Consider the following 17872-nt stretch of genomic DNA (forward strand, 5'->3'; position numbering starts at 1 on the left):
ACATAAAATATATATGGAACATAAGGAATTGAATGAGATTGGAATTCCCCCTTTGGGGGATAAAAGGGGGGCGTTTGTTATTATAATTGGTGGTGGAGCAGCTGGCTATTTTACTGCCATAAATGCTAAAGAAAACAACCCAGATTTAGATATTACGATTCTTGAAAAAGGTAAAGACGTTTTGCAAAAAGTAAAAATTTCTGGAGGTGGAAGATGCAATGTTACACACGCGTGTTTTGAGCCAAAGGAATTGGTTAAATTTTATCCAAGAGGAGAAAAAGAACTGTTAGGACCTTTTCATAAATTTATGACTGGCGATACTTTTGAATGGTTTGATGACAGAGGAGTTCCGTTAAAAATTGAGGATGATAATCGCGTTTTTCCGGAAGCAAATACAAGTCAAGCCATTATAGATTGTTTTCAAAATGCTGTTGATAATTTGAATATTAAGGTGTTAACAAGTTGTGGGGTGAATGAAGTTTATCAACAGGAAAATAAATGGGTTATCAACACTAAAAATGAACATTTTGAAGCTGATAAAGTAGTTGTAGCTGCAGGAAGTTCTAAAAAAGTATGGGAACTTTGTAAAACCCTTAATCATTCTGTTGTTGAACCTGTTCCGTCTTTATTTACCTTCAATATTAATGATAAAAGACTCGTCGATTTATTAGGAACTTCTGTGCCAAATGCAACTGTTACTATTGTAGGTACAAAATTAGAAGCGTCAGGACCTTTATTAATTACACATTGGGGAATGAGTGGGCCAGCAGTTTTAAAACTCTCTGCTTTTGGTGCAAGAATTTTAGCTGATAAAAACTATCAGTACAATGTAGCCGTAAATTGGTTGTCTAGACCAACAGATAAAGTACTGAATGTTTTATTGAACTTAAAAAAGAAAGAGCCTCGAAAAACGGTGATTTTAAAATCGCCATTTTCTGAGATTTCAAAAAGATTATGGGAGCGTTTCGTCTTGTTTTCTGATATTTCTAAAACCCAAAATTGGGCAGATTTGAATAATAATCAATTAGAAAAATTAGCGAATCAATTGACAAAAGGAATTTACAATGCGAATGGAAGAACCACTTTTAAAGACGAATTTGTAACTGCTGGAGGCGTAGATTTAAAGGAAATCAATTTTAAGCGTTTTGAAAGCAAGCAACATCAAAATCTCTTTTTTGTGGGCGAAGTTTTAAATATTGATGCAGTTACTGGCGGATTTAATTTTCAAAATGCGTGGACAGGTGGTTATATTTGCGCAAAAGCTTTAGCAGAAACCAACAACTAAAAACCAAGAACTAAAAACCACAAACCAACACCCAAAAACCAAAAAATGGCAAGAACAGAATCCAATGAATTTGCAATAGGCACAAAAGCACCAGATTTTACTTTAATCAACACAGTTGATGATAAATTGTATGCTTTAAACGATTTAAAAGGTGATAAAGGAACTGTAATTATGTTCATCTGTAATCACTGTCCGTTTGTAATTCACGTGAATAAAGAATTGGTAAAGTTGGCAAATGACTACAAAGTAAAAGGCATAAATTGTATTGCGATTAGTGCGAATGATGTAGAAAATTATCCACAAGATGCACCACATTTAATGAAACAATTGGCAGAAAAAGAACAATATCCTTTTCCGTATTTGTATGATGAAACCCAAGAAGTTGCCAAAGCGTATGATGCAGCTTGTACACCTGATTTTTATGTTTTTGATGAAAACTTACAATCCATTTATCACGGACAATTAGATGATGCTAGACCTGGAAATAGAAAACCAGTAACAGGAAAAGATATTAGAAATGCTTTAGATGTTTTGCTGGAAACCAAAGACATTGTAGCACACCAAAAACCAAGTGTGGGTTGTGGTATTAAATGGAAGTGATTTTTGTTTCAAATATTATTCTTTGCTACCAAAACTTTTAGCAGTTGCTATCCAATGTTCCGAAATTCCTTTGGTATCAGCACCTAAACCTTTGGCCAAATGCAATGCCAAAGCAATCATTAAAACAGAAGCATTGTGTAATTCCTCTAAAGTTGAAATATTTCCGAATTGTTCTTGTGCTTTTAAAAGTAATAAGTCATTGTGTTTTTGTGCAAATGCAATTGGGTTGTCTTCATTTATTTCTGGAATCATTAAAGCATCCATCCATTCTTTGCCAATTCTTAGGGCTAATAATTCTGGGGTTTCTTGTCCTAAAATCCGCCAAGTTTGCAATGTTTTTGTGTCTCCAGATGCAGCTAATCCTGAATCTAAAAACAACTCAAAACCAATATCAGCAATGTTTTGCATCACCTGTAAATAGGCATCTTGAGCATTTTCAAATAATTCGGCTTTTTGTCCTTTTAAATATTTACCAACAGACATTTTGGGTAAATTTAAAACGTCTGCACAATCCGTTAAACAAGGAAAATCGGTTCCTTCATAAATATATTCAGCTTTATCAAACTGAATTTGACGACCCAAAGGATATAATCTACAAGCTAAAGGACGACCTTCGTGCACGCTACAACCAAAATCAGGAATATATTGGCTGCAAGATTTTTGCCCTTTTTTATTTTCTTTTCCGTTAAAAATTAATTGAATGCCACCAAAATCGCAGTACAAATCTCTGAATTCTCTAGGTGTAATTTTCTTGGCAACACTAAAACAAACAATTTCCCAAGGATTCAGCATCACTGCTTTTCCAAAACAGCACGTGCCAGATCTTGTGCAGGTTAATGGTAGAATACTATCAGCATTGAGTTTGGTAGTTTGCATTTTAAAATTGAATCAGAAAATTTATGGCTTTTGTAGATGAATGGTTTGCATTGCTTTGGGTGCTATTTTTGAGGAATATACTTCATCATCAATCGTAAAAGATACATCAGTAGGTGCATCATTTTTATTGAAAACAACAATAGCAATAGAACCATCTGTATTTTTTGCAGCTGTGTAAATTAATCCATCTACAACATCGCCTTTCAAATCAATTCTTACAGCATCTGGACGAATAAATTTACTAAAATGACTCAATAAATAATATAAAGGAGTGTAAATTACTGCATCTGTTTCTGGATTGATTAATACAGGAGCGCTATTAAAATTATCATAAGGATTAGGTTGCCCTTTATGGCTTAAAATAACACACCATTCTACATAACCTTGGGTTCCGTGATTTAAATCTGAAATAATATCATACGCATAGGTTTCAAAAGGAACGAAAGTGCCTGCATAATCTGTACTTTCTCTAAAGTATTGACCAACAGGATCTTTTTCATCAATATCGATACTCGATTCTGAATGAATCATTGCTTTATTTGGCCAGTCTTTACGAAGTTTATCGAGTTCTTTTGTGTAGAAATTATTGTCATCTAATTCAGAATTTGCATACCAATGGAAAGCAGTTCCCCAAGCATATTTTGCAGCTTCAGGATCTGAATAAGTAGGATTTACATAATCATTCATTACAGATTTGTTATGATCGTAAATCAATACTTTTACACCTTCGTTTAAATTATCTAAATTTAAATGACCATCTTTTACCAGTTGAGGTCCTAAATGATTTTTTAGGAAATCTCTACCTTGTTCTGGTGTAAAACCATTACTATCCCATCTTGCATCGTGATAATGTAAAGGTTCGTTTTGTGGTGTTATTGCCCAAATATCGATTCCTTTTGCTGCATACTCACTTAAATATTTGGATAAATATTTTGCCCAAACAGGATAATATTTTGGCATCAAACTACCATTGGTCATTGTACTAGTTTCGCCAGCTTTCATCCAAGAAGGAGGACTCCAAGGAGAAGCAATAATTTTAAAATCTGCACCTTCAATTTGAGACGCTTCTAAAATCATAGGAATGATATCATAACTAGACTCAACCAAATCAATATTTTTAACTTGTTCGTTTTCATCACCAGAAAAACCTTTAAGGTCTTCATTTATAGAAAATGTTGATAAATCTTCGTCATTATCATCTACATACGTATAATGATTATTGGAATAATCGCTGCTGTTAATATGTGTTCTGGTTAGCGAAAAACCTGCGCCTTTTGTATGGCTGAACAATTTGGTGAGCACTTCTTTACGCAATTCAACAGGAATGGTTGCTAAATTCCAAGCAGAAGATTCCGTAAACGAGGCACCAAAACCTATATATTTTTGAAACTCGTTTTCTGGAATAATTTCTAATGAAACCCTCTTGTTTTCTTCGGATGTTGATTTGATGTCATTTGAATTCATTAATTTTAAACGATCACCAGCATAAGAGGTTTGATAAATTTTAGCCGTATATTTTTTTGGATTTTGTTTAGAGGAGCATCCCATAAAAACAAGAAGTGCCACTATAAATGATGCATTTAAAAACGTAAGAGAATTTATTTTAACCGATTTCATTTTCATTTTTTTAATTTATTAACCTAACTCTCCTCTATGAGGTTTTAAAGCATCTCTATAAATTTTCATGTCTTTTTCATCTACAGTGATAAAAGCAGAAAATAACATTGGGTTTTTCTCCTGAAGGTCGATTTTATGAAAAGTTAAGTTTTCCATCATAGAAAACTCTCTTAAGTGAATAGTGTGATGTTTTGCGGTTTCTTTGGCATCAGGACCTCTAAAATCCCATAATAATTTTATTTTTCTACTCATTTTTTCTTATTTATGGTTGATGAAAATAAACAATGTTCCATTTTTAAAAGTGATAGTAATTTGATTATCAATAGTTTTATTTCTTGTGCCAATTCGTTTTCCGAATGTTAAATCTTCATTTTTTAAAGGATATTGCAAACCTGTTGTATTGATTTTTTTTGCCTCAGGAAATGGAACTAAAGAAACGATTTTGTTTTTACAAACAGAAATTTCTGTGCTATTATCCGCTAAAAAATAACGACTATGATTGTCATAAAAAGTAAGTTGTAGTTTTCCTTTCCATTGAATAGCCGTGTGCAAATTTCCTAAAAAATGATCTTGCTCTCTGCCACTTGCGCCAAAAACATCAATCGTTTTAAAACCTTTATCAAACAAAATTTGCAATATTTTATCAAAATCGGTTAAATCTTGGTTTGGAGTTTCAATTGCTTGAATGTTGTTAGGAATGTCAAATAAAGAATCAAAATCGCCACTAATAAAATCGGGAACAATCTTATGGTCTTTTAAATATTGATAAGCACCATCAGTTGCGCAAATAACATCATAATTAGATGTATTTGGAACTTGATTTGGAGCTTCTCCATTTAATAACAAAAAGACTTTTTTAGTTTTCATCAATCACAAAAATACAAACAAAAAAGCATCATTTCTAATTTTAGAAATGATGCTTTTATCAATCTTAAAAAAGATGCTATTTTTTAATTTTTATCTCTAATAATGGGTGTTTTTCTTTTAGTTTTAAAAGATCATTTTGTTTGTTTTTTAAATGATTATCAAAAAAAGAAATCACAGTTTCTGTAATAATTTGATATCCTTCTTTTGGATTAAGGGTTCCAGCTTCATTCAAAGTGGGAATATTAATCATTAAAGGGATGTCCATAAAACTGGAATGCCCCGAATTTTTGATTTTTGCATCATAAAAAACATTTGTTCCTCCATTTCTGTATGCATATTTGTTGTAATTTGGGTGTGGAGCTTTCCAGTCAGAAGAAATATTTAAAAACGGTTTTGTTACTAAAGTATCTATCATAGTTCCCCATTGAACGCCATCTAAATTTGCACCAGCAACAATTCTTTTGTCATCTAAAATAGATTGTGCAACAGAAGTACCTCCTTGAGAATGCCCAAAAACACCAATTTTGGATATATCTAAATGATGTGCCAAATATGAATTTGTATTCCAGTTTTCTAGTTCATCAATAACTGATGAAATATCTTGAGACCATCTTTTAGAAATAACTCCAGGAATGTAGTTTTTTAATGCAAATTCAGATGCTTTAAAACGTTCTCCCTCATTTTTTGCATTGGCATAATCTTGTTGCATTTTCCAAGCTAATTCTGCCGTTTTTTGATTGCTAATATACTTTTTATCATATGCTTGATTGTACAGTTTTATGCTACCATCAGGAAATAAAGTTCCAGTACTTTCATAGGTGTGATTGATGTTTAAAACAATATATCCTTGACTAACAATTTCTTCTATAATTGCATAATATCCAGAAGCTTTAGAGTACGAACCGTGAGAAAAAATGAGTACAGGAAATTTTCCATCAGCAACTTTCGGCTTTTCATACGTATGGGTTTCAACATTATCTAAATAATTGAAAGTTGATTTTGGTAAACCATATTTTGCAGCAAAACTAAATCTGTCTCCATTATTTAAATAAGGCTCTTTTTTCTCATTTTTGATAGTAGCAGGATACCAAACTTTAATCATTAATTCTCTTTTATCATCAGAGTTTTCTGTAATGGTTTCTTCTCTATCCGTTTTTAAATGAATGTATTGTGAACCTATTTTGTAGTTTCCTGTAGTTTTTGGCAATTCAAAAACTGGGATTGCTGTTGGTAAGGTAAATCCTATTACAAGAAAAATAACTAGAAAAATAATTTTGATAATTTTTAAAAACCAATTTCCTTTTAAGATGGAATATTCTTTGAAAACACAGAATGAGATTATGAATAAAAGTAAGTAAATGGGAATCATTTGCCATCTGTAGCCTTCAAAAATAAAATGTATTAATAGTAAACTTAAGATAGTCACTAGTTCAATTTTTTTGTACGCTGTGTTTTTTCTGATAGAAAAGTAAAAAATGGAAGCTACAGAAAGTAGTAATAAAATGATTTCAAAAATCCTCATCGATTATAATTTTATAAAGTTTAGAACAAATAAAAAGTAAATCGAATCATATTCCAAAAAAAAGGAATGGACAAAGAATAGACAGTGTGTTTAAGTGGTTTGTAGTTATAGGTTTATAATAAAAGTAGATAAATCTTCTTTCGTTGATAAATTTAGTTTTTTTCTTAAACGATATCTTGCTTTATGTACACTTTCTGGAGTAATATTTAAAAGTTTACTGATTTCTTTAGAGCTTAAATTCAATCTTAAAAAAGCAGCTAATTTTAATTCGTTAGCTGTTAAATTTGGGGCAATTTTAAACAAAGATTTTTTGAAGTTAGGATATAGTTTTTCAAAATTTAAAAAAAAGGTTTCTATATCAGTTTCATTATAATTACTATGTATAATCGTTGATAAGTCTTTTTTTAAAGTAGCTTGCAATTTTATATTGCTCTTTTCTAAATTTTTAATTCTATGCTTATTTTTTAAGCGCTCAAAATTATTTAATTTTCTAGAAAGTCTATTTTGTCTTCTTTTAGTATTTCGTTTTCTAGTGTTGTAAGGTATAATGATGTACAAGAAGATAAATAAGGATAAGATTCCTATAAATAGTAAGCAAAAAATAAACCAAGTATCTGTATTTATGCTAAAATTCAATTTTTAACCTCTTTTTTTGATGATAAAATGAAAAATGTTGATTTTTAAATCTGAATCAAATTTATAATAATTTAAAAAAGGAATAGTTTTATCTTTGTAAAAATATTTTTCACATTGAATACAGCTCAGTTTTTAGTAAAATCCGATTTAAATTTTGTAGACAAAGCCAGTTTTACTTGGCAAACTCCTAGTAACATTGCTTTGGTAAAATATTGGGGAAAAAGTAATCCTCAGATTCCAAAAAATGCATCCATCAGTTTTACTTTAAAAAATTGTCATACCGTTACAACTATCGATTTTATCAAAAAAGAAAAATCTGAAGAAGTTACTTTTAATTTATTCTTTGAAGGAAAACCAAAAGACGAGTTCAAACCTAAAATTGCAGAATTCTTTGAACGAATTCAAGAATATTGTCCTTATATTTTTGAATATGAGATGACTATAAATTCAAAAAATTCTTTTCCACATTCTAGTGGAATCGCGTCTTCTGCAAGTGGTTTAAGTGCCATTGCAAGATGTTTAATGAGTTTAGAAAACGAAATTAATGCTGATTTATCTGAGGAGTTTATCAATAAAAAAGCTTCTTTTTTAGCAAGATTAGGTTCTGGTTCTGCAAGCAGAAGTATAGAAGGGCCTTTAGTGGTTTGGGGAAATCATCCAGAAATTGAAGGAAGCTCAGACTTATTTGGCGTTCAATTTCCGTATAAAGTGCATTCCGTTTTCGAGAATTATCAAGATGCTATTTTGTTAGTAGATAAAGGCGAAAAACAAGTATCGAGCAGTGTTGGTCATAATTTAATGATTAATCATCCTTTTGCTGAAAACAGATTTTTGCAAGCCAATGAAAATTTGGGTAAAATGTCAACCATTTTACAAGAAGGAAACATTAAAGAATTTATCAATTTGGTAGAGAGTGAAGCCTTAACTTTACATGCAATGATGTTAACCAGCAACCCGTATTTTATTTTGATGAAACCGAATACTTTAGAAGTTATTAATAGTATTTGGCAATATCGTCAAGAACATAATAGCAATATTTGTTTTACGTTAGATGCTGGTGCAAATGTGCACGTTTTATATCCTTTAGATGAGAAAGAATCTGTGAATCAATTCATTGATAAAGAGTTGGCTAAGTACTGTCAGAAAAATCAGTATATTTGTGATGCTACAGGTTTAGGAGCAAAACAATTATAAGCGTTTATATGAAAAAATCATCCTTACTACTTTTGATGATGCTAGGTTTCTTGTCATTTTCATTTACCTTACAAGAGCCTATTTGGTTAGATCAAAATTTAAATGAAACTACGCAAGAAAAAGCGGTTTACTACAAGGTTGTTAAAAAATTAGAGGGCGAGGTTTCGTATTTTTACAAAAGCAAATCGTTATTTCGTAAAGTTTTTTATGTAGATAGAAAATTAGAAGGTATTTTTAGTGAATATTACAATACTGGTGAGTTAAGAGAAGTGGGTAAATACAAAAACGGTTTGCGAGAAGGTAACTGGAAAGAATATTACAAAACTGGAAAAATATTTAAAAGAGGAAGATATCATAAAGGGGATAAAGTAGGTATTTGGAAAGTTTTCTACAAAAATGATTAATAACAATTCCTTAACATAAAATTTCCGTATTTTTGTAACTCACTAAATAACACTATGAAAAGACCTCTGTTTTACGCAAAAATTTTACTTTTCGGAGAGTATGGTATTATAAAAGATTCTAAGGGTTTAGCAATACCTTTTAATACATACAGAGGCGCTTTAAAAACTACAGCGCATCTAGAAGGCGCAGCTTTAAAATCCAACCAAAATTTATATAAATACTATCATTATATTTCAAGTTTAGATTCAGATTTGGTTTCCTTTAATTTAGCAGAGTTTAAACAAGATGTAGAAAACGGAATGTATTTTGACTCTTCTATTCCACAAGGTTATGGTGTAGGTAGTTCTGGTGCATTGGTTGCGTCTATTTATGATAATTATGCAAATGATAAAATAACGGTTTTAGAAAATTTAACTAGAGAAAAATTACTAAAATTAAAAGCTACATTTGGTTTAATGGAGTCTTTTTTTCATGGTAAAAGTTCTGGTTTAGATCCATTAAACTCATATTTAAGTTTACCTATTCTAATCAACTCAAAAGATAATTTAGAACCAGCAGGAATCCCATCGCAAAAAGAAGGAAAAGGAGCCGTTTTCTTACTAGATTCTGAGCAAATTGGTGAAACTGAGCCTATGGTAAACATCTTTATGAACAAGATGAAGAACGAAGGTTTTAGAAAAATGTTAAGCGAAGAATTTGTATTGCATACAGATGCTTGTATCGAAAACTTTTTGCAAGGTGATGTAAAATCGTTGTTTTCTAACGTTAAAAGTTTATCAAAAGTAGTTTTAAAGAATTTTAAACCAATGATACCTGATGCGTTTCATAATGTTTGGGCAAATGGAATTAAAACTAACGATTACTACTTAAAACTTTGTGGTTCTGGTGGTGGAGGTTATATTCTTGGTTTTACAGAAGATTATCCAAAAGCACAAGAAAGCTTAAAAGATTACAAACTAGAATTGGTATATAGATTCTAAATTGGCCTTATGAGTTCTTCAAAAAAGAAGACTTTTCTTAAAAAAATTCTCAGTTTATTTTCAGTTGTAAGAGGCTACAATATTTTAGTATTGGTATTTGCCCAATACTTAGCGTCTATATTTATTTTTTCTTCAGAAGATGATGCTACAAAAGTTATTTTTGATATCGATTTGTTTTTTATTGTATTAGCATCTGTATGTGTCATAGCTTCTGGTTATATTATCAATAATTTTTACGATAGTAAAGTAGATAGAATTAACAGACCTGTAAAAACAGGTATTGACAATTACGTTAAACAAGAAACAAAACTATCCATCTATTTTACCTTAAATTTTTTAGGTTTTGTTTTTGGGTTTTTAGTTTCTTGGAAAGCTGCTTTGTTTTTTGCAGTATATATTTTCGGAATTTGGTTTTACTCCCATAAGTTGAAAAAAATGCCATTTATGGGCTTAATTTCTGCAACCATACTTACAATTTTACCGTTTTTCGCCATTTTTGTATACTATAAAAACTTCTCTAAAATTATTTTTGTACACGCTATTTTTCTGTTTTTAGTAATTATGGTCAGAGAATTAATTAAAGATTTAGAGAATATAAAAGGAGCAATAGCCAACAATTATCAAACGTTTACAGTAGCTTATGGCGAGTTAAAAACAAAACAATTCAGCTTATTACTGCTACTTCTAACCCTATTTCCTATCGTAATTTTATTCAGTTACCCAGAGCTAAGTTATATGAAATACTTCTTTTATATCGCATTAATTACACTAATATATGTTGGGTTTTATTTGTGGAAATCGAATACCAGAAGTCAATATCGTTTTTTACATAACATTCTAAAATTGTTGTTGTTAATAGGGGTGTGCTGTTTGGTGTTTATAGATACTTCGCTTATTTTAGAAAAAGTAATAGATAGATTGAATTAGTCAGCAATTTAAGTACCTTTGCCAAAATTTTAATAATGGAGTCAAATAAAAACTCGTCGCGAAGACGACAAGAAGGCAAAAAGAGTGCGCCTCTAAACAGAAAAACCACAAAACCTTTAAGTAGAAAACCTGTAAAAAAGGACTATAAGAAAACTACACCTGTCAAAAAATCTGACGAATCTCAAGGAATTCGATTAAACAAATACATTGCAAACTCTGGAATTTGCTCACGTAGAGAAGCTGATACTTATATTGAACACGGAAGTGTGCAAGTAAATGGAAAACTGGTTACTGAAATGGGGTATAAAGTACAACCTAATGACGTTGTTCAGTTTGATGGAACCTCGATTACGCCAGAACAAAAACGATACATTTTACTGAACAAGCCTAAAAACTACATTACCACTATGGATGATGATAGAGGTAGAAAAACAGTAATGGAATTGATTGCAAACGCATCTAAAGAACGTATTTATCCAGTAGGTAGATTAGATAGAAATACTACAGGTTTACTTTTGTTTACCAATGATGGCGATTTGGCAAAAAAGCTAACACACCCAAAACATAATGTACGTAAATTATACCACGCTTCTTTAGATAGAAAACTAGATTTAAAGGATTTAGAAAAGTTAAGGGGTGAAGTAATTATTGAAGGCAAAAAAGTATTTATAGATGCTGTTTCTTATATTAATGGAGAGCCAAAATCAGAAATTGGTATCGAAATTCATTCTGGTAGAAACAGAATAGTTCGTAAAATATTTGAGCACGTAGGTTACAAGGTTAACAAATTAGATCGTGTTATTTTTTCAGAATTAACCAAGAAAAATTTACCAAGAGGAAGATGGAGGTCATTAACAACTTTAGAAGTTGCGAATCTTCAAAAATTGAAATAAATTATAATCCAGCTTTTGCTGGATTTTTTTATATATTTCAAAACCAATTTCAATTTCATGAATATGTTGGCAAAAGAACTTACTTTTATACAAGAAAACCTTACTAATATCGATAAGCAAAACTTATCCGTTTCTAAAGTAAGTGTAGGTTGGCATTTAGATCATTCTTTAAAAGTAATTAATGCTGTTTTGGGTGTCTTGCATAAGTCTGACCCAAAAGAATATAAAAGGAGTTTTAATTTTTTACGAACCATGGTTTTTTTAAAAGGGGCGTTTCCAAGGGGTAAAGCAAAATCTCCCAAACGCGTTTTACCACCAGAAATAATCCTAAAAGAGGATATTGAAAAACAATTAAAATTAGCTGAAGATAATCTAAAAATTATTCCAAAAATTTCAGATAAACAACATTTTAGCCATCCTTTATTTAAGCAATTAAATAAAAAACAAACGCTACAATTTTTAAAGTTGCATACCCAACATCATTTTAAAATTATTGAAGATATCGTAAAATAAGCGCTAATTTCTCTCATCTTTACAAATGTAGAAAGCGCATAATTTGTTCTTTTATCGTATATTCATCCAATAGATTTTTTAAAGTGATGGAAAAAAAATACGTAATTGCTTTCGATCAAGGTACAACAAGTACAAGAACAATTATTTTTGATCAAAAAGGAGAAATAGTTCAAAGTTCTCAAAAAGAATTAACTCAATATTACCCTAAGTCAGGTTGGGTAGAGCATGATCCTGAAGAAATTTATCAAGATCAATTAAAAACGTTCTATAATGTTTTAGTAGATGCTAAAATTCATCCGCAAGAAATTGCTTCCATTGGGATTACAAATCAGCGAGAAACTACTGTTGTTTGGGATAAAAAAACAGGAAAACCCATTTACAATGCCATTGTTTGGTTAGATAAAAGGAGCTTATCTATATGTGATGATTTACAAAAAAGAGGTTTTGCAGACTATATTAAAGAAAATACAGGTTTAGTAATTGATGCTTATTTTTCGGGCACAAAATTAAAATGGATTTTAGATAATGTTAATGGGGCAAAAGAAAAAGCAGAAGCAGGTGAATTGTGTTTTGGTACTATTGATAGTTGGCTAATTTATAAGTTTACTAACGAAAAAAATCACCTTACAGATCATACAAACGCATCACGTACATTACTTTATAATATTAAAGACTTACAATGGGATAAAAAGCTGTTAAGAGCCTTACATATTCCAGAAAATATGCTGCCTAAAGTGCAACATTCTTCCTCTAATTTTGGTACGATTACTTATAAAGATGTTAAAATTCCAATTTACGGAGTGGCTGGAGACCAACAAGCGGCTTTGTTTGGTCAAGGAGGCTTTAAATCAGGAATTGCCAAAAACACTTATGGAACAGGCTGTTTTATTTTATTAAACACAGGCAAAAATCAAGTGCTTTCAAAAAAAGGTTTGCTAACTACTTTAACTTGTAGTTTAGAAAATGAGCCCATAAATTATGCCTTAGAAGGTAGTGTTTTTGTAGGTGGTGCAGCTATTCAATGGTTGAGAGATCAAATGCAATTGATTGATAATGTTGCAGATACTGAAGCTATTTGTAACAGTATACCCTCTTTAAAGAATGTTTATGTTGTACCAGCTTTTGCAGGTTTGGGTGCCCCTTATTGGGATGCAAATGCAAAAGGTAGTATTTATGGAATGACTTTAGATACAGGAAAAAAAGAACTTGTAAAAGCCACAGTAGAATCTTTAGCGTATCAAACAAGAGATGTTATTGATGCAATGATTCAAGATTCTGGTAAAGAAATGATTGCATTAAAAGTAGATGGTGGTGCAAGCGCAAATAACTACCTAATGCAATTTCAGTCAGATATTTTAAATGTTGATGTAGATAGACCAGTAATGCTAGAGGTAACTGCTTTTGGAGCTGCACTTTTAGCAGGTATTAAAGCAAATTTTTGGGTAAAAGAAAATATAGAAGAAATAAGAAAAATTGAAACTATTTTTCGGCCTAAAATGAAACCCAAACAACGAAGAAAAAAAGTGAAGGGATGGTTGAAGGCTATTGATAAAACAAGAACAACTTCTAAAGTCAAAGAAGAAGAAAACATGCGTTTTTCTGTTTTAGACAGAAATAATCAATTAAAAGTAATGACTACTAAAACCTTCGATTTGATTATTATTGGAGGTGGAGTAACTGGTGCTGGGATCGCTTTAGATGCTTCTTCTAGGGGTATGAAAGTCTGCTTGATTGAAAAAGATGATTTTGCATCAGGTACTAGTAATAAATCTACAAAATTAATTCATGGAGGTTTACGTTATTTAAAGCAGTTTGAAATTGGTTTGGTTAGAGAATCTGGTTCAGAAAGAGCCATAGTGCATAAATTAGCACCACATTTGGTGTTGCCAGAAAAGATGTTGTTACCATTAACAGAAGATGGAACTTATGGGAAATTTATGACCTCAATAGGCTTAAAAGTATACGACTTATTAGCCAATGTGGGTGGAGAGGACAGCCGAAAAATGTTAGATAAAAAGGAAACCCTTACAAAAGAACCTTTATTAGATAAAAACACAGTTTTAGGTGGTGGTTATTATGCAGAATATAGAACAGACGATGCAAGATTAACGATTGAATTATTAAAAAAAGCATCAGAATTTGGCGCAACAATTATTAATTATTGTGAAATGGAATCTTTTGTGTACGATAGCAATTCAAAAATAGAAAGTTTAAATTGTATCGATTATAATTCGGGTAAAAGAGTTAATATTAGTGCAAAGAATTATGTATCTGCAGCTGGGCCTTGGGTTGATAAAATTAGAAAGAAAGATAATTCTATGAACCATAAATATTTGCATTTAACAAAAGGCGTGCATATTGTTTTGCCTTTTGAGAAACTGCCCATTCAACAATCGGTTTATTTTGATGTTGAAGATGGTAGAATGGTTTTTGCTATACCAAGAGGTAGATGCACGTACATTGGTACCACAGATACAAATTACACTGGAGATTTAAATAGAGTAGTAGCAACAAAAGAAGATGCAGTGTATTTAATAAATGCTGCAAATAATGTTTTTCCTGATATTGATTTAACTATTGAAGATATAGAGTCTAATTGGGCAGGTTTACGTCCTTTAATTCACGAAGATGGCAAAGAACCATCAGAATTATCTCGAAAAGATGAAATTTTTATATCCGATAGTGGGTTGATATCTATAGCAGGCGGAAAGTTAACAGGATATCGAAAAATGGCACATCGAGTTATTGATGTAGTTTTAGAAACGCTACCAGAAAAAAGAAAAAAGAAATTAAAAGCATCTACTACAGATAAAATTCCTTTGGTTAATCCTGTGTTAAATTCAGCTAAAGAGGTGGAATCCTATCAAAAAGAAGTAGAAAACGAGTTGTTGGAAATAGGCTTATTAAAAGAGAATGCAAAATATTACGCTTTCTATTTAACAACAACTTATGGTAAGAATTCTACATTAATTCTTGATAAATATGGCTTTTTTAGTAATGGAACTCCCATAAATAAGTTAATGAGAGCCGAAGTTTGGTATGCTATACATTATGAAATGTCTAATAGTTTAGCAGATTTTTTTGTTAGAAGAACTGGGCGTTTGTATTTCAATATCCATAGTATTTCAGAATATTTAGATATTGTAGTTAATGATTTTAAAAAGTATTTAGATTGGGATGAGCAAAGAGTTTTAAAAGAAAAAGAAAGAATGAGTTTGCTACTTCAAGATGCAACAAATTATTATGCAGAGGAATTTAAATAAATATCATAAACCGTTTCATTAAATTGGAACGGTTTTTTATTTGCACCCTAAAAAGAAAAAACCCTATAAACATTACGTTTAAAGGGTTTTTTTGTGGTACCTCCAGGAATCGAACCAGGGACACAAGGATTTTCAGTCCTTTGCTCTACCAACTGAGCTAAGGTACCATTGCCTTAGCGGATGCAAATATAATATGTTTTTTGATATCTCCTATAAAAAATGTAAAAAAAATGTGTTGTATTTTTGAAAATATATAAAATACAAGAATGAATCTTATTATTGATGTAGGAAATACAAAAGTGAAAGTTGCTGTTTTTGAGGAGAATAAAATGGTTTTTCGTCATGTTTTTGATAAAAAAAATATAATATTAGAGTTTAAAAAAATTATAACAAAATATAAAATTGAACAAGCTATTATCTCGAGTGTAGCATCAATACCCACAAAAATCTTAGAAAAAATTGCTAGTGTAGTACCTTTAACCTGTGTTTCATCAAAAATGAAATTACCTTTTAAAAATTTATATAGTACTCCAGACACGCTTGGTGTAGATAGAATTGTTTTAGTTTTTGCAGCGGTTGTAAAGTATCCCAATCAAAATACTCTAATAATTGATTCAGGTACTTGTATTACCTATGATTTTGTAAGCAAACAAAGAAATTATTTTGGAGGTGCAATTGCGCCAGGAATTGAGATGAGATATAAAGCGTTACATCAGTTTACATCAAAGTTACCAATGTTACAAGTAAAAAAACCACATAATTTTACTGGAGATAGTACTTTTGAAAGTATGCATTCTGGTGTTGTTAATGGTGTTATTCAAGAAATTAACGGAGTAATAGAACAGTATAAAAACAAATATTTAGATTTAACAGTTGTTTTAACAGGTGGTGATGCAAATTTCTTGTCAAAACAATTAAAAAGTAGCATATTTGCCAATCAAAATTTTCTCCTAGAAGGATTAAATGAAATATTGATTTTTAACAAAAGCGAATGATTAAAAATATCGTAGTAAGTATTTTACTATTAACGTCTGTTGTTGTTATGGGGCAAAGAACAAATTCTTCTCCATATTCTTTTTTTGGTATTGGAGATGAGTTTAGCACAACTACTGTAGAGCAAAGTGCAATGGGTGGTATAGGAGTGGCTTTTAGCCATTACAAATATTTAAACTTCACAAATCCAGCAGCTTATGCAAATTTAAGATATAGTACCTATTCTTTAGGTTTGTTAAATAACGATTTAACTGTTAAAACTGTAGATACAAAACAAAGTAGTACTTCTACAACCTTATCTTATGTAGCATTAGCTTTTCCAATTGGTGATAAAGCTGGTTTTTCTTTTGGTATGCAACCAATTTCTTCAATTGGTTATTCATTGTCTAATATCGAATACGAAAGTGATGGAGTCACTTTTTCTAAAGGTACTGTATTTGAAGGTAGTGGAGGGGTAAATAGATTTTATGGTAGTTTTGGAATAAAAGTTTTTAAAGGTTTTTCTTTAGGTATTGAAGGTGATTTTAGTTTCGGAAATTTAGAAAATACAATAGTTAATCAAATAGCAGATGTATCTTTAGCTACTAAATATAGAGAATCTACAGAAGTTAGAGGAGGTTCAGTAAAGTTAGGAGCGCAATACGAATACCCCTTAAATGATAAATTAATCTTAACTGCAGGAGCAACTGCTAGATTAGGAACTGATTTGAGTGTGGTAGGAGAAAAATTAACATATACTTTTACAGGGTCAGAAGTGGTTAGAGATACTCTTGTGAATGCTAGTGGAGACAAGGTAATTGATATTGATGGTGATTTTAATTTACCTTTAAAAACTACTTTTGGGGTAGGTGTAGGGCAACAAGACAAATGGTATGCAGGTGTAGAATACGAAAGTAAGAACGCAATTTCAACTACAAGTGTTTTTGCTAATACAGCAGCATATAGTTTTGGAAAAGCAAATAGAATATCTTTAGGAGGATTTTATTTGCCGAAAATTAATTCTATTTCAAGTTATTGGAATAGAATAACGTATAGAGCTGGTTTTCGTTATGAAAATACAGGTTTGTTAGTAAGTAATGTAATAAATAATTCAAATTTTACAGAAATTAAAGACTTTGGCATATCTTTTGGTCTAGGAATACCACTAAAAGGTCTGTCTACAATAAATACAGGTTTTGAATTTGGTAAAAGAGGAACCATAGAAAACAATTTAATAGAAGAAAATTATTTTAATTTTAGATTAAGTTTATCTTTGTCAGACAAATGGTTCGTTCAAAGAAAAATAGATTAACAGAAAAACT

Annotated in this window: 17 protein-coding genes and 1 tRNA gene; 11 read left to right on the plus strand and 7 right to left on the minus strand. The window is 30.8% G+C overall.

The annotated features are described in order from the left end of the window. Positions 1–13 precede the first annotated feature (13 nt). On the plus strand, positions 14–1285 hold the full coding sequence (locus SJY27_RS15560; protein WP_397445789.1) for an NAD(P)/FAD-dependent oxidoreductase: 1272 nt from the start codon (positions 14–16) through the stop codon (positions 1283–1285). Positions 1286–1330: 45 nt separating this feature from the next. Continuing rightward, positions 1331–1885, plus strand: a complete 555-nt coding sequence (locus tag SJY27_RS15565) for a thioredoxin family protein (RefSeq protein WP_397445790.1) — start codon at positions 1331–1333, stop codon at positions 1883–1885. Positions 1886–1900: 15 nt separating this feature from the next. Here SJY27_RS15565 and SJY27_RS15570 read toward each other — a convergent pair whose 3' ends face one another. From SJY27_RS15570 to SJY27_RS15595, 6 genes are all read right to left on the minus strand, one after another. Then, the gene (locus tag SJY27_RS15570; RefSeq protein WP_397445791.1) at positions 1901–2761 is read right to left on the minus strand and encodes a YkgJ family cysteine cluster protein; all 861 of its coding nucleotides are present in this window, start codon (positions 2759–2761) and stop codon (positions 1901–1903) included. A gap of 21 nt (positions 2762–2782) precedes the next feature. Continuing rightward, positions 2783–4378: a glycoside hydrolase family 30 beta sandwich domain-containing protein gene (locus tag SJY27_RS15575; protein WP_397445792.1), complete on the minus strand. Its 1596-nt coding sequence runs from the start codon at positions 4376–4378 to the stop codon at positions 2783–2785. An 18-nt stretch (positions 4379–4396) separates the two neighbouring features. Next, complete coding sequence (locus SJY27_RS15580; RefSeq protein WP_397445793.1) at positions 4397–4630, minus strand: hypothetical protein; 234 nt, start codon at positions 4628–4630, stop codon at positions 4397–4399. A gap of 6 nt (positions 4631–4636) precedes the next feature. Then, positions 4637–5245 (minus strand): thiamine diphosphokinase, encoded by a 609-nt coding sequence (locus tag SJY27_RS15585; RefSeq protein WP_397445794.1) that lies wholly within the window; start codon positions 5243–5245, stop codon positions 4637–4639. A gap of 76 nt (positions 5246–5321) precedes the next feature. Beyond that, entirely contained in the window at positions 5322–6767 is a 1446-nt protein-coding gene (locus tag SJY27_RS15590) for an alpha/beta hydrolase family protein (RefSeq protein WP_397445795.1), read from the minus strand. Between the two features lie 105 nt (positions 6768–6872). Beyond that, positions 6873–7403 (minus strand): helix-turn-helix transcriptional regulator, encoded by a 531-nt coding sequence (locus tag SJY27_RS15595; RefSeq protein WP_397445796.1) that lies wholly within the window; start codon positions 7401–7403, stop codon positions 6873–6875. Between the two features lie 114 nt (positions 7404–7517). On the opposite strand from SJY27_RS15595, the gene SJY27_RS15600 reads away from it, so the two are divergent. The 7 genes from SJY27_RS15600 to glpK all read left to right on the plus strand — a co-directional run bounded on the left by SJY27_RS15600 (position 7518) and on the right by glpK (position 15578). Continuing rightward, positions 7518–8597 (plus strand): diphosphomevalonate/mevalonate 3,5-bisphosphate decarboxylase family protein, encoded by a 1080-nt coding sequence (locus SJY27_RS15600; protein ID WP_397445797.1) that lies wholly within the window; start codon positions 7518–7520, stop codon positions 8595–8597. A gap of 8 nt (positions 8598–8605) precedes the next feature. Then, positions 8606–9001 carry a toxin-antitoxin system YwqK family antitoxin gene (locus tag SJY27_RS15605; protein WP_397445798.1) on the plus strand — a complete coding sequence of 132 codons (396 nt, stop codon included), beginning with the start codon at positions 8606–8608 and terminating at the stop codon, positions 8999–9001. 54 nt (positions 9002–9055) lie between these two features. Beyond that, a complete protein-coding gene (locus SJY27_RS15610; protein ID WP_397445799.1) occupies positions 9056–9982 on the plus strand; it encodes a mevalonate kinase in 927 nt (308 codons plus the stop codon). 9 nt (positions 9983–9991) lie between these two features. Beyond that, positions 9992–10909, plus strand: a complete 918-nt coding sequence (locus tag SJY27_RS15615; RefSeq protein WP_397445800.1) for a geranylgeranylglycerol-phosphate geranylgeranyltransferase — start codon at positions 9992–9994, stop codon at positions 10907–10909. 35 nt (positions 10910–10944) lie between these two features. Then, positions 10945–11802, plus strand: a complete 858-nt coding sequence (locus SJY27_RS15620) for a pseudouridine synthase (protein WP_397445801.1) — start codon at positions 10945–10947, stop codon at positions 11800–11802. 57 nt (positions 11803–11859) lie between these two features. Beyond that, positions 11860–12315 (plus strand): DUF1569 domain-containing protein, encoded by a 456-nt coding sequence (locus SJY27_RS15625; protein WP_397445802.1) that lies wholly within the window; start codon positions 11860–11862, stop codon positions 12313–12315. Positions 12316–12401: 86 nt separating this feature from the next. Next, complete coding sequence (glpK, locus tag SJY27_RS15630; RefSeq protein ID WP_397445803.1) at positions 12402–15578, plus strand: glycerol kinase GlpK; 3177 nt, start codon at positions 12402–12404, stop codon at positions 15576–15578. 94 nt (positions 15579–15672) lie between these two features. On the opposite strand, the gene SJY27_RS15635 is transcribed toward glpK, so the two are convergent. Further along, positions 15673–15745, minus strand: a tRNA-Phe gene (locus SJY27_RS15635). A gap of 99 nt (positions 15746–15844) precedes the next feature. Between SJY27_RS15635 and SJY27_RS15640 the strand changes: the two genes are divergently transcribed. Continuing rightward, positions 15845–16573 (plus strand): type III pantothenate kinase, encoded by a 729-nt coding sequence (locus SJY27_RS15640; protein ID WP_397445804.1) that lies wholly within the window; start codon positions 15845–15847, stop codon positions 16571–16573. Further along, entirely contained in the window at positions 16570–17862 is a 1293-nt protein-coding gene (locus SJY27_RS15645; protein ID WP_397445805.1) for a hypothetical protein, read from the plus strand. Before SJY27_RS15640 ends, SJY27_RS15645 begins: the two co-directional genes overlap by 4 nt. Positions 17863–17872: the final 10 nt, after the last annotated feature.

It is taken from the genome of Polaribacter sp. R77954, assembly GCF_044595335.1.
In the GTDB taxonomy this organism is placed as follows: domain Bacteria; phylum Bacteroidota; class Bacteroidia; order Flavobacteriales; family Flavobacteriaceae; genus Polaribacter.